General features: G+C 68.1%; 13 protein-coding genes. 10 read left to right on the plus strand and 3 right to left on the minus strand.

The window, feature by feature from the left end; genetic code table 11:
- Positions 1–119: 119 nt before the first annotated feature.
- From ACZ5BH_RS10910 to ACZ5BH_RS10935, 6 genes are all read left to right on the plus strand, one after another.
- Positions 120–1,244 carry a 4Fe-4S dicluster domain-containing protein gene (locus tag ACZ5BH_RS10910; protein ID WP_464889294.1) on the plus strand — a complete coding sequence of 375 codons (1,125 nt, stop codon included), beginning with the start codon at positions 120–122 and terminating at the stop codon, positions 1,242–1,244.
- Positions 1,241–2,068 (plus strand): FAD/NAD(P)-binding protein, encoded by an 828-nt coding sequence (locus tag ACZ5BH_RS10915; protein ID WP_464889295.1) that lies wholly within the window; start codon positions 1,241–1,243, stop codon positions 2,066–2,068. Before ACZ5BH_RS10910 ends, ACZ5BH_RS10915 begins: the two co-directional genes overlap by 4 nt.
- Positions 2,065–2,850, plus strand: coding sequence for an NADH-quinone oxidoreductase subunit B family protein (locus ACZ5BH_RS10920; RefSeq protein ID WP_464889296.1), 786 nt, complete (start codon positions 2,065–2,067; stop codon positions 2,848–2,850). Before ACZ5BH_RS10915 ends, ACZ5BH_RS10920 begins: the two co-directional genes overlap by 4 nt.
- Positions 2,851–2,930: 80 nt before the next feature.
- Positions 2,931–4,226: a Ni/Fe hydrogenase subunit alpha gene (locus ACZ5BH_RS10925; protein WP_464889297.1), complete on the plus strand. Its 1,296-nt coding sequence runs from the start codon at positions 2,931–2,933 to the stop codon at positions 4,224–4,226.
- 169 nt (positions 4,227–4,395) lie between these two features.
- Complete coding sequence (locus tag ACZ5BH_RS10930) at positions 4,396–4,815, plus strand: hydrogenase maturation protease (protein ID WP_464889298.1); 420 nt, start codon at positions 4,396–4,398, stop codon at positions 4,813–4,815.
- Positions 4,816–5,118: 303 nt separating this feature from the next.
- Positions 5,119–5,427, plus strand: a complete 309-nt coding sequence (locus ACZ5BH_RS10935) for a DUF3301 domain-containing protein (RefSeq protein ID WP_464889299.1) — start codon at positions 5,119–5,121, stop codon at positions 5,425–5,427.
- 162 nt (positions 5,428–5,589) lie between these two features.
- Here ACZ5BH_RS10935 and ACZ5BH_RS10940 read toward each other — a convergent pair whose 3' ends face one another.
- Complete coding sequence (locus tag ACZ5BH_RS10940) at positions 5,590–5,988, minus strand: RrF2 family transcriptional regulator (protein ID WP_464889300.1); 399 nt, start codon at positions 5,986–5,988, stop codon at positions 5,590–5,592.
- A 296-nt stretch (positions 5,989–6,284) separates the two neighbouring features.
- Here ACZ5BH_RS10940 and ACZ5BH_RS10945 point away from each other — a divergent pair, with 296 nt between their 5' ends.
- From ACZ5BH_RS10945 to ACZ5BH_RS10960, 4 genes are all read left to right on the plus strand, one after another.
- Positions 6,285–8,687: a Lon protease family protein gene (locus tag ACZ5BH_RS10945; protein WP_464889301.1), complete on the plus strand. Its 2,403-nt coding sequence runs from the start codon at positions 6,285–6,287 to the stop codon at positions 8,685–8,687.
- Positions 8,688–8,764: 77 nt separating this feature from the next.
- A complete protein-coding gene (locus ACZ5BH_RS10950) occupies positions 8,765–9,070 on the plus strand; it encodes a BolA family protein (RefSeq protein WP_464889302.1) in 306 nt (101 codons plus the stop codon).
- 586 nt (positions 9,071–9,656) lie between these two features.
- Positions 9,657–9,908 carry a type II toxin-antitoxin system Phd/YefM family antitoxin gene (locus tag ACZ5BH_RS10955; protein WP_464889303.1) on the plus strand — a complete coding sequence of 84 codons (252 nt, stop codon included), beginning with the start codon at positions 9,657–9,659 and terminating at the stop codon, positions 9,906–9,908.
- Positions 9,905–10,327, plus strand: coding sequence for a PIN domain-containing protein (locus tag ACZ5BH_RS10960; RefSeq protein ID WP_464889304.1), 423 nt, complete (start codon positions 9,905–9,907; stop codon positions 10,325–10,327). The genes ACZ5BH_RS10955 and ACZ5BH_RS10960 overlap by 4 nt, the downstream gene beginning before the upstream one ends.
- 103 nt (positions 10,328–10,430) lie before the next feature.
- Here ACZ5BH_RS10960 and ACZ5BH_RS10965 read toward each other — a convergent pair whose 3' ends face one another.
- Together ACZ5BH_RS10965 and glcF are read right to left on the minus strand one after the other, a co-directional pair.
- Positions 10,431–11,090, minus strand: a complete 660-nt coding sequence (locus tag ACZ5BH_RS10965; RefSeq protein ID WP_464889305.1) for a hypothetical protein — start codon at positions 11,088–11,090, stop codon at positions 10,431–10,433.
- A 253-nt stretch (positions 11,091–11,343) separates the two neighbouring features.
- Positions 11,344–12,546 (minus strand): glycolate oxidase subunit GlcF, encoded by a 1,203-nt coding sequence (gene glcF, locus ACZ5BH_RS10970; protein ID WP_464889306.1) that lies wholly within the window; start codon positions 12,544–12,546, stop codon positions 11,344–11,346.
- Position 12,547: the final 1 nt, after the last annotated feature.

Consider the following 12,547-nt stretch of genomic DNA (forward strand, 5'->3'; position numbering starts at 1 on the left):
GCATCGCGGCTTGCGCCGCGCCTGCAGGGTGACGCAACCTCTGCAGGCGCGGCGCAAGCCGCGACATCCAAAATCCCCCGCCCCTGCGATCTGCTATGCTCCCCCCTGGGAGGAGCGCAATGGCAACCGACTGCACCCTGGTGGGGGAACTCCGGTTTCTGGCGGCGGCCGATCGGCAACGGTTGATCGAGGCGCTGCGCGAGGCCGGCTACGCCGTCCACGGACCCCGCGTGCAGGAAGGCGTGATCCGCTACGCGCCCGTCGAGCGCATCGAGGATCTGCCGCGCGGCTGGCGGGACATTCAGGAACCGGGTCGCTATCGGCTGCGGCAGACGGACGAAAACCGGCTGTTCGCCTGGGCCGCGCCCGCCGTCTCGCTCAAGCCCCTGGTCTTCCCGCCCCGGGAGATCCTGTTCCAAGCCCGGCGTGACGCCGACGGCCGCCTGCGCTTCGAGGCCCCCGGCAGCGCGGCGCCGAAGCTCGCCGTGCTCGGCGTGCGGGCCTGCGATCTGGCCGGCCTGTTCCTGCAGGATCGGCACTTCCTGCAGGGTGTCCAGCCCGACGAGGCCTACCGCCGGCGCCGCCGCAACCTGTTCCTGGTGGCGGCGCACTGCGCCCATCCCGCCGACACCTGTTTCTGTGCCGCCACCGGCGACGGCCCCGTGGCCCGCTACGGATACGATCTGGCCATCTCCGAGCTGGAGGAGGGCTGGCTGCTGGAGGCCCGCAGCCACGCCGGCCAGGAAATCCTCGATGCGCTGCCCACCCGTGCTGCCGCTGACACGCAGCGCAAGGCGGCCGAAGCGGCCTTCCGCCAGGCCGCCGCGGCCCAGCGGCGGCGCCTGCCCGGAGGCGATCTGCCCGCCCGCCTGGGCGGGCGGCTGGACGCCGAACTGTGGCAGGCGGTGGGCCGGCGCTGCCTGGCCTGCGGCAACTGCACCGCCGTCTGCCCGAGCTGCTTCTGTCATGCCCATGTGGAGGAAACGCCCCTGACCGGGGCGCGCACCACCCGCCTGCGCCAGTGGGATTCCTGCTTCACCGCCGGCCACAGCCTGCTCCACGGGCGCCCCGTGCGCGAGGACACCGCCAGCCGCTATCGCCAGTGGCTCGTGCACAAGCTCTCGGCCTGGCACGAACAATACGGCCGTTCCGGTTGCAGCGGCTGCGGCCGCTGCATCACCTGGTGCCCGGAAGGGATCGACATCACCGCCGAGGCGGCGGCCATTGCGGGGGAAGAGGCATGACGGCCCTGCCGATGGAAGCGGAGATCCTGACCCGCCGCGAGGAATCGCCGGGTCTGTTCACCCTGCATCTGCGGCTCACCGACAGCGCGGCCCAGCGGGCCTACCGCTTCCGCCCCGGCCAGTTCAACATGCTGTATCTGTACGGCGTGGGCGAAGTGCCCATCTCCATCGTCTCCGATCCGCGCGAGACCCGGCACATCGGCCACACCATCCGCGCCGTGGGCCGGGTCACCCGCGGCCTGGAATGGCTGCGGCCGGGGGATCGGCTCGGCCTGCGCGGCCCCTTCGGCAACGGCTGGCCGCTTGGCGACTGCGAGCAGCGGGACGTGATCGTGGTCACCGGCGGTCTCGGTTGCGCGCCGGTCACCGGGGCCATCCAGTACCTGATGCGCCGGCGGGAGCGTTTCGGGCATGTGAACATCGTGCAGGGCGTGAAACATGCCGACGATCTGCTCTGGCGCGAGCAGTACGAATGCTGGGATCGCATGCCCGACACCACCGTGCTCATCGCCGCCGACGAGGCCGGTCCCCTGTGGCCCTGGCACGTGGGCCGGGTGACCGATCTCTTCGATCGTTTGCGCTTCGATCCGGCGCAGGCCATCGTGCTGTGCTGCGGCCCGGAAGGCATGATGCTCGCCGTGGCCGAACAGTTGCAGGAGCGCGGCATCGACGCGGGGCGGATCTGGCTGAGCCTGGAGCGCAACATGCAGTGCGGCATCGGCCTGTGCGGCCATTGCCAGCTGGGGCCGAAATTCGTCTGCCGCGACGGCCCCGTGTTTTCCTGGCGCGAGATCGCGCCGCTGCTGCGGGTGCGTGGACGATGAGCGCGAAACCGCGCATCGCCGTGCACAAGTTCGCCTCCTGCGACGGCTGCCAGCTCGCCTTTCTCAATGCCGGCGAGGATCTGCTGACCCTCGCCGAACTGGTGGAGATCGTCCACTTCCCGGAAGCCGGCCCCCTCGACCCGGCGGCAAAGGTGGATCTGGCCTTCGTCGAAGGCAGCGTCTCCACCCCCGAGGAGGCCGAACGGATCCGGGACATCCGCCGCCACAGCCGCGTACTGGCCACCCTCGGCGCCTGCGCCACCGCCGGCGGCCTGCAGGCCCTGCGCAACTTCGCCAATGCCGGAGAATGGCTCGCCGGCGTGTACGCCACGCCCGAGACGGTCGCGGCCCTGGATACCGCCACGCCGATCCGCGAACACGTGAAGGTGGATTTCGAGCTGTGGGGCTGCCCGGTCAATGGCGAGCAGGTCCTGCAGGCCGTGCGCGACGTGCTCTTCGGCGTGCTGCCGGCGATCCCCGACGAGAAGATCTGCCTCGAATGCAAGCGCCGGGGCAATCCGTGCGTGCTGGTCACCCGCGGCGAGCCCTGCATGGGGCCGGTGACCCGTACCGGCTGCGGCGCCCTCTGCCCGGCCATGAACCGTGGCTGTTACGCCTGCTTCGGCCCCGCCGAAAACCCCAACACCGCCGCCTTCGCCAACCGCCTCGAAGGCCTGGGACTGCTGCCCGATGAAGTGGCCCGGCGTTATCATTTCATCACCAGCCAGGCCCCGGCCTTCCGCGCGGCCGGAAAAAAGGAAGCAAAGGATGAAACGCCCTGATCCTCCCGCAGGCGCGGCGCAAGCCGCGATACTGCCCTCATGACGAACAGGGCGGCCTACGGTGGGGAGGATTCGTAACCATGGCCAATGACCGCATCATCGACGTCCCCGTCCTCACCCGCGTCGAAGGCGAAGGCGCCCTGGATCTGCGCCTCCGCGACGGGGCGATCACGCAACTGCAACTGCGGATCTTCGAGCCGCCCCGGCTGTTCGAGAAACTGCTTGAAGGGCGTCCCTGGTCCGACGTGATCGACATCGTGGCGCGGATCTGCGGGATCTGCCCGGTGGCCTACCAGATGACCGCGGCGCAGGCCCTCGAGGAAATCTTCGGCGTGACGGTGGAGCCGGCCATCGCCGAGCTGCGCCGGGCCATGTATTTCGCCGAGTGGATCGAGAGCCATGCGCTGCACATCCACCTGCTGGCGGCGCCCGACTTCCTGGGCTTCGACAGCGTCACCGCCATGGCCGAACAGTACCCGGACGAGGTGCGCCGGGGCCTGCATCTGCAGGGGCTGGGCAATCGCCTGCTGGCCCTGCTGGGCGGGCGTTCGGTGCACCCGGTGAGCGTCTGTGTCGGCGGTTTCACCCGCCTGCCCCAGCGCAGGGAACTCGATGCCCTGCTCGAGGAATACCGCGAGGCCCTGCCCCTGGCCGAAGCACTGCTGGCCTGGACCGCCGCGCTGGAACTGCCGCAGACGAGGCAGGACTTTCCCGCCGTGGCCCTGCGGCATCCGACCGACTACCCCATCGAGCACGGTCGCCTCGTCTCCAGCGAGGGCCTCGACATCGCCCCCGCAGCCTTCACCGAACACTTCCACGAATCCCAGGTGGCCTATTCCAATGCCCTGCATTGTCACCTGCACGGCCGGCCCTACCTGGTGGGGCCGCTGGCGCGCCTCAACCTCAACCGGGATCGCCTGCCCGGGGCGGTGGCCGCGGTGCTCGAGCGCACCGGCATCGCCTTCCCCAGCGCCAATCCCTTCCACAGCATCGTGGCGCGGGCCGTTGAGATCCTGCTGGCCTTACACGAGGTGATCCGCCTCCTCGAGAACTGGCAGGCGCCGGAACGTTCCCGGGTGCCGTTCACGGTGCGCGGCGGCGTGGGCCACGGTTGCACCGAGGCCCCGCGCGGGATCCTCTGGCACCGCTACGAGCTGGACGAGGCGGGCATGGTCCGCGCCGCCACCATCACCCCGCCCACCAGCCAGAACCAGGCGCGCATCGAAGAAGACCTGCGCCAGGCCCTGCCCCGCTTCGGCCTGGATCGGCCCGATGCCGAACTGCGCGCCTTCGCCGAACAGGTGATCCGCAACTACGATCCCTGCATCTCCTGCGCCACCCATTTCCTGCGCCTCGAGGTGGAGCGGGAATCGTGAACATCACCTCTGCATGCTCCGGAAAGGGACACGGAGGACAAGGAGAGACGCAGAGCACAGACGCAGGCCGTTGTCGGCCCTTGAACATGCTTCGCCTCCGGCAACAAAAGACGCCGTGTTCTCCGTGTCACCGGGTTTCTTCCATCACGGCCCGGCACGGAGTCTCGCCATGACCCCCGTGCGGATCCTCGGCATCGGCTCGCCCTTCGGCGCCGATCGGCTCGGCTGGCAAGCCATCGACGTCCTGGAGGACGTGGCCGACTGGCCGCTGCCGGTCGAGCTGATGCGCCTGGACCGGCCGGGGGTGAACCTGCTGACGGCGCTCGAAGGGCTGGCGGGCGCCATGCTGATCGACGCCCTGGCCGGCGAAGACGGTCCGCCCCGGTGCCTGGACCCGCAAAACTTGGCCCCGGCCGGGCGGCTTTCCTCCCACGCGGTCGGTGTGGCCGACGTGCTGCGTCTGGGCCAGGCGCTCGATCGCCTGCCGCCCCGTCTGGCCATCGTCGGCATTCCCGCCGAGGCGAAGATCCTCGACGGGAAACGCCTCATTCGCATCGTGCGCGATCAGCTCCAGGCCTGGGCCGGATGACCCTCCCGCCGGATCGGCGCCCTCGCCGCGATCACGCAGGGACGAGGGCCAAGGGCCGAGGAAAAGTATTGGCTTCAGATTTCAGTTCACCTCGTCACTCGGCTTTGGCTTCCTGCGTCGCTCTACTTCCTGCATCCATGCAGTCGTCGGCCCTCGTCCCTTGGCCCTTTTCTTGTCGCGGCTCGCGCCGCTCCTACAGGGTGCCGAAAACGCTGTAGGAGCGGCGCAAGCCGCGATATCACACACCCCGCCGCCAGGCGGAAAGCGCACCACCGCCGGCAAAAAGCTACAATACCGCCTCCCATGCTGGATTATCTCGTGCTCTTCGTCCTGGCCCTGCCGGCCGCCTTCTGGTGGAGCAGCTTTCACGCCCGCGAGACGGCCAGACGGGCGGCCCGCCGCCATTGCGAGGCGCAGGGTGTGCAGTTTCTCGACGATTCGGTGGCACTCACGCGATTGCGCGTGCGGCGGGAGGTGACGGGGCGGCTGGCTCTCTACCGGGAATATCGCTTCGAGTTCAGCCACGATGGTGAAGACAGGTTCGCCGGCCAGATCCGCGTCATCGGCCGGCGGGTGCTGGGCGTGGACGGGCTGTGGCAGGCGGTGCACTGAGAGGCGGTTGGAAAACAGAGACGGAAAATCCCGCGTTATTCCGGATTCAGGGAGGCTCGCAGGCCGGATCAAGCGAAGCGGATCCGGCACAAGCGCTTGTCGATGGGTCCGCTTCGCTTGACCCACCCGACGGGTTTGTCCGATCCCCGCCGCGACCCGGGCTCAGGCCGCCTGATGCACGTCCTTGTCGGCTGCCCGGTGGATGTCGGCCAGGGAGATGGTGTCGAGATGGCCGTAGACCAGGTTGGAGAGCTGGTGCCAGAGGCGGTGGGTGCGGTCTTCCTCGGCCCCGCCTTCCTGGGGGGAGATGTTGTCGATGGCGCGCACGATGTCGCCCACGGAGATCTGATCCAGGGGCCGGTTGAGGATGTATCCGCCACCCGGTCCGCGAACGCTCTTGACCAGACCATGCTTGCGCAACTGGGCGAAGATCTGCTCCAGGTAGGAGATGGAGATGTCCTGCAGACGGGCCAGGTAGGAGAGCGTCACGGGGCGGTCCCGGTTGATGGACAGTTCCAGCATCGCCTTGGCGGCATAATCGGCTCGAGATGAGATTTTCATGATTCGCGTCCCCTGTGAATGTTGAACTCGATGATCCCCACGATAGGCTCTATTCCCCAATCATACAATGTGTATATTGTGAACAAATGTTAAATCCGGCCTGCGGACCGCAGGCAAGTGCATGACATTAATGACATTTTCCGATACGAGCCGGAAGGGTCCGGCGCGGGACGATCGATTGAATACTGAATGGGATGGCCAAGCGCATTTTTCAAGTCTTCGTCCCTGCGACAGGTGCTCCCCGCCGGTGACCGGCGTATCCTGCGCTCTGCCCGACCGGAGGAACCCCCTTGTCCATGACCACACCGCAACCGCTCAAGCCCCAACAGCTTCGCCAGACCATCGACCCCGCCCGCCTGCCTTATCGCCGCAGCGACGAGGCCCGCGCCTTCGCCGGCGTGCTCGGCCAGGAACGGGCCATGACCGCCATCCACACCGCGCTGGGCATCGATCAGGAGGGCTACAACCTGTTCGTCTGCGGGCCCACCGGGGTCGGCAAGCACAGCCTGGTGCTGCAGCACCTGCGCGAGCGGGCGGCGGCCATGCCACGGGCCGACGACTGGCTCTACGTGGCCAACTTCCGCGAACGGGGCCGGCCCCAGGCGATCCGCCTGCCCGCCGGCGAGGGCCGGCGCTTCCGGGAGGCCATGGGCAAGCTGCTCGAGTCGCTGGCGGCGGCCATCCCCGCGGCCTTCGCCAGCGAACAGTACCAGCAGCGCGTTCAGGCCCTGCGCGACGCGGAACAGGCCAAGGTGGACAAGGCCTTCGAGGCCCTGCGTCAGGAGGCCGCCCAGGCCGGGATGATCGCCGTCCACGAAGCGGAGCAGATCACCTTCGTCCCGGCCCGCGACGGCAAGCCCCTGACCGACGAGGAATACGATGTCCTCTCCGATGCCGAGAAGCAGCGCATCGACGAGACCGTCAAAACCCTGCAGGGCCGGCTGCAGGCGTTCCTGCGCCAGCGCCAGAGCTGGCACAACGCCATGCACGACGCCCTGGCCGAGCTGAACCGGGAAGTGGGCATGTTCGCGGTGGCCCACCTGTTCGAGGAACTGCGCGCGCGTTACCAGGAGCATGCCGGCATCGTCCAGTACCTGCAGGCCATGGAAGCGGACGTGATCGACAACCTGAGCCTGTTCCTGCCCGACACCCCCGGCGAGCGGATCGATACCGACGCGCCGCCGTTTCGCGCCTATCAGGTGAACCTGCTGGTGGACAACGGCGAGGCCGAGGGCGCGCCGGTGGTGCATGAAACCTTCCCCCTGCACCAGAATCTGGTGGGGCGGGTGGAATACCAGCCGCAGATGGGCGTGCTGGTCACCGATCACACCCTGATCCGGCCCGGGGCCCTGCACCGGGCTAATGGCGGCTTCCTCGTTCTCGACGTGCTCAAGGTGCTGCAGCAGCCCAATGCCTGGGAGAGCCTGAAACGGGCCCTGGCCACCCGCCGCATCACCATCCAGTCGCTGGCCGAGATCTACAACCTGTTCTCCACCGTCACCCTCGATCCCGAGCCCATCCCCCTGCAGGTGAAGGTGATCCTGATCGGGGAACGCCAGCACTACTACCAGTTGCTGCAGGCCGATCCCGAATTCGAAAAGCTGTTCAAGATCCCGGCCGATTTCGACGACGCAATCCATCGGAGCGACGAGGCCCTCGCCGACTATGCCGGACTGGTGGCCACCCTGATCCGGCGCTACCGCCTGCGGCCCTTTGCCGACGACGCCGTCGCCCGGGTGCTCGAGTACAGCGTGCGCAAGGCCGAGGACATCACCCGTTTCTCGCTGCACCTGCAGGCCATCACCGATCTGCTGCGCGAGGCCGACTTCTGGGCCGGCGAGGCGGGCAGCGACCTGGTCCGCCGCGACGCCGTGCAGCGGGCGCTGGACGAACAGGTGGCCCGCCAGGACCGCTACTACCGCCGCCAGCTCGAGGAATACCGCCGCGGCACCCTGCTGCTCGATACCGAGGGCGAGGTGATCGCCCAGGTCAACGGCCTGTTCGTGGTGGAGATGGGCCAGTTCAGCTTCGGCCAGCCGGCGCGCATCACCGCCACCGCCCGCCTCGGCGACGGCGACGTGCTCGACATCGAACGCGAGGTGGAACTGGGCGGCGCCATCCATTCCAAGGGGGTGTACATCCTCACCGCCTTCATGGCCGCCCGCTACGCCCGCAACTGTCCGCTGTCCCTCTCGGCCACGCTGGTTTTCGAGCAAAGCTACGGCCACGTGGAAGGCGACAGCGCCAGCGTCGGCGAGCTGTGCGCGCTGCTCTCGGCCCTGGCCGAAGTGCCGGTCAGGCAGTCCCTGGCAGTCACCGGCTCGGTCAACCAGCACGGCCAGGTGCAGCCCATCGGCGGCGTCAACGAGAAGATCGAAGGCTTCTTCGACGTGTGCCGCGAGAAGGGCCTCACCGGCGACCAGGGCGTACTGATCCCCGCCACCAACCTCGACAACCTGATGCTGCGTCAGGACGTGGTGGACGCCGTGGCCGAAGGGCGTTTCCACATCTGGCCCATCCGTACCATCGACGAGGCCATCGAGCTGCTCACCGGCCAGCCGGCCGGCGCAGCCGACGCCGAAGGCCGCTTCCCGCCCGGCACCGTCAACGAAAAGGTCGACACCCGCCTGCGCCGCTTCGCCGAACTGCGCCACGAATACGGCAAGGGCGAAGAGCACGACGACGGCAAGGACGGCTGAAAACCCCTACATTCAGCCGGATGAAGTCGCCGGTGTGGCGCGGTATCATCGCCGTTCCCACCCTGCGAGGTTTCTTCATGAGCATTCAGGCCACCATCGAAAGAAAACTGCAGTCCGCCCTCGAGCCCGTGCATCTCGAAGTCATCAACGAGAGTCACATGCACAACGTGCCGCCCGGCTCCGAATCCCACTTCAAGGTGGTGGTGGCCAGCAAGGCGTTCGAGGGCCAGCCGCTGGTGGCCCGCCATCGTCGGGTCAACGAAATCCTCGCCGAGGAACTGCAGCAGATCCACGCCCTGGCCCTGCACACCTACACCTTCGACGAATGGCAGGAACAGGGCTTCGCACCCCAGTCGCCTCCTTGTCATGGGGGTAGCGGGTAGCGGGTGGCTGGTGGCTGGTGGCTGGGAAAGGCGTTGGGTTTTTCCGGCTACCCGCTACCAACATATCGCGGCTCGCGCCGCTCCTACCGCCGGCAGGGGTCTTGGACAGTGTCGTGTAGGAGCGGCGCAAGCCGCGACCCATGCAGGGCCGAGTGGCGAGGGACGAGGGCCGAGGAAAAACGCGACTGGTTGGCTTCGGTGACCTCGGTCCTCGCCACTCGTTCCTCGGCACTGTCTGTTCGCGGCTTGCGCCGCTCCTGCAGCCGGTAAGGTACGTAGGCGCAGCGTAACGCACCGCCAGGGCGGTTGGCCGGTAATCGCATCCTACCCGCTCTCCGCCACCATCAAACGCGACAGATTCTCCCGCGCCCGCCGCATGTCGTGTCCGGCGGCTTCCAGTTCCGCCAGGCGGCGTTGAGTGATGGCGCATGACATGCACGGACGATCCCATTCAATTCAATTCTCCGTGTCTCCTTGCCAGGGCACCGGAACAAGCCCCGGTCTGCGGCAGACGTTATGGCCGGTATGGATTGGGCGCCGCGGATCTGCTATCTTCTGACCAGAATGGTCAGTATGGAGGTGCGTCATGCGTTACTGGCAACTGCAGGAGGCGAAGGCCAGGCTCTCGGAGGTCATCAGGGAAGCGGAGCGGGAAGGGCCGCAGGAAATCACGCTCCATGGCAAGCCGGTGGCGGTGGTGCTGTCGCGTGAGCAATACGAGCGGCTGACCGGTACGGGGGAATCGCTGGTGGATTTCATGCGTCGCTCGCCGCTGTACGGCATGGAGGAAATTGATCTGGAGCGGGTGCAAGACCTCACCCGTGACATTGCGCTTTGAGCTATCTGATCGATACCAATGTCCTCTCCGAGCTGCGCCGCAGGGCGCCGAATCCGGGGGTTGTGGCCTGGTTCGAGGAACGTCCGGCAACCACACTCCACCTCAGCGTGCTGACCCTTGGCGAAATCCGCAAGGGTATCGAGGCGCTTGAGCACGGCCGGCGTAAACTCGGGTTGCTGGACTGGCTCGAAACGGATTTGCCCGCCTTTTTTGCAGGACGCATCCTGCCCATCGATGAAGCGGTGGCCGATCGCTGGGGGCGCTTGCTTGCCGCCGCGGGGCGCCCCCTGCCGGCCATCGACAGCCTGCTTGCCGCCACCGCCCTGACCCACGGGCTGGCCCTGGTTACGCGTAACGTGAGCGACTTTCCTGCCCAGGACCTCGAAATCATCAATCCCTGGCGGGATGCGCCGCCCTGACTCGCATCGCGGCCGATTCATACGAAAACCCCAAAGCACAATTCTCCGTGCCCTCCGTGTCTCCGTGCCCTCCGTGTCCCTTTCCAGAGCGCCGGAACGAGGCTCAGCCTTCCGGTCTCAGCAAAGCCAGTTTTTCCCGCGCCCGCCGCATGTCGTGTCCGGCGGCTTCCAGGTCCGCCAGCAGGCGTTCGCCTTCCGCGTGCAGGGCGGCGAGCTGTTCCGGCTCGAACAGGTTCACGGCCGCTTCCAGGGCTTCGGTTTCCTCGCACAACAGGGTGGGCAGCAGTTCGTCCTCGCCGATGGGGGAGTCGGGCAGCAGCAGATCGGCTACCAGGGGGTGTTCCACGAGCTGCATGTGAAAGGCGCGGGCCTGTTCCTCTTCGTCCAGCTTCTGCAGGGCCAGGGGATCGCCGGCCGCGCCCTTGCGCACCGCGCGCATGATCACCTCGATGAGCTGCCGGATGGCCTGGCGCACGGCGTCATGATCGCCGGGCAGGGCGCAGACGCGGGTATAGCTCTCGTCCAGCCGGGCCTTGATGTCCAGCACGGTCTCGGCCTCGGCGTTCGGCGGCAGGGCCACCGCCGCTTCCACCAGCTTGCGAAAGTCTTCGAGAAAGCGGTTCTGCGCCGCGGCATCGGCCATGCGCGCGGCGTCCACGGCGGCCTGATCCACGCGCAGGCCCGCCTCGCCGAACAGTGGATTGGCGTGCCGGCGCTGCAGGTGGCGTTCACGGGGTCCGGGATCGGGGCTGAAACGGAGCATGGGATTCGGCTCTGGCAAGGGGCGGGAGATTATCCGCCAGGAACCGGCGCCGATCCACCTTGGCGGGAGGAGTGGAAGGGAACATGGATGTCACGGAGATTTGGCGTTTTGGGCTTTCGTATCTCCTCAGCCACCCGCTCCCGTGGGCGCGGCGCAAGCCGCGATTCGGCTCAGGGCGGTGCGCTGCGGCGCGAGCCCGCTGCGCAGGCTCGAATTTCCGCCGCCCGTTCCGGCGCGCCCGCAACCGGATTGTTCAACCGTTGCCGTGCGGGTCGAGCAGGGTGATCCAGTGCACCACCGGCACGGGGCTGTTGGCGGCCAGGTGGGTCTGGCAGCTGACGTTGGCGGTGGCGACGAGTTCGGGGCCGCGGGCGAGGAGTTTTTCCAGCTTGTCGTCGCGCAGGCGGCGGGCGAGGTCGGGTTGCAGCAGGCTGTAGGTGCCGGCGGCGCCGCAGCAGATCCGGGCGTCGTCGAAGGGCAGCAGTTCGAAGCCCAGGCGGGCCAGCAGGCGTTCGACCCGGCCGGCCAGTTTCTGGCCGTGCTGCAGGGTGCAGGGCGGGTGGAAGGCGATGCGCCGGCCGCGGCCGGGCTGGCCGAGGGGGGAGAGATCTTCCCGCTCCAGCAGTTCCACCAGATCCAGGGTGGCTTCGGCCACGGGGCGGGCGCGGTCGTCGTCCGGCAGCAGATCCGGATATTCCTTGAGCATGAGGCCGCAGCCGCTGGCGTTGCTGAGCACCGCTTCGGCGCCGCCGTCGAGCAGCGGCTGCCAGGCAGTGAGATTGGCGCGGGCCCGTTGCCGGGCCCGATCCGGAGCGGACAGATGCAGATCCACGGCGCCGCAGCAGCCGCCGGCGCGGACCACGCCGATCCCCAGGCGGTCGAGTACCCGTGTCGTGGCCGCGTCGATGCTCGGGTCCAGCGCCGGTTGCACGCAGCCGCCCGGCAGGATGACCCGCCGGGGATGATCGCTGGCCGGCAGCGGTCCGCCGTCGCCGGGTGCCGGAATGCGCGCGCGCAGGCCGGCCGGCAGGAGCGGGCGCAGCCGCCGGGCGAGGCCGAGCAGCCGGGCGAAGCGCCGGGCGTCGGGCAGCAGCCAGCGCAGGACGGCCCGTTGCAGACGCTGGAGGCGGGGGCGGGGATGGCGTGCTTCGAGCCGTTCCCGGCCGATTTCCAGCAGCCGGGAATAGCGCACGCCGGAGGGGCAGGTGGTCTCGCAACTGCGGCACAGCAGGCAGCGATCCAGATGGCGGCGGGTGTGTTCGCCCACCGGCTGTTCCTCCAGCATCTGCTTGATGAGATAGATGCGCCCGCGCGGGCTGTCCCGTTCGTCGCCCAGCAGGCGGTAGGTGGGGCAGGTGGCCGTGCAGAAGCCGCAGTGCACGCAGCGGCGCAGGATGGCTTCCGCCTCGCGGCCTTCGCGGGTGTTCAGCACGGATTCGGGGAGGCGGGTCTGCATG

The organism is Thioprofundum lithotrophicum (assembly GCF_055387065.1).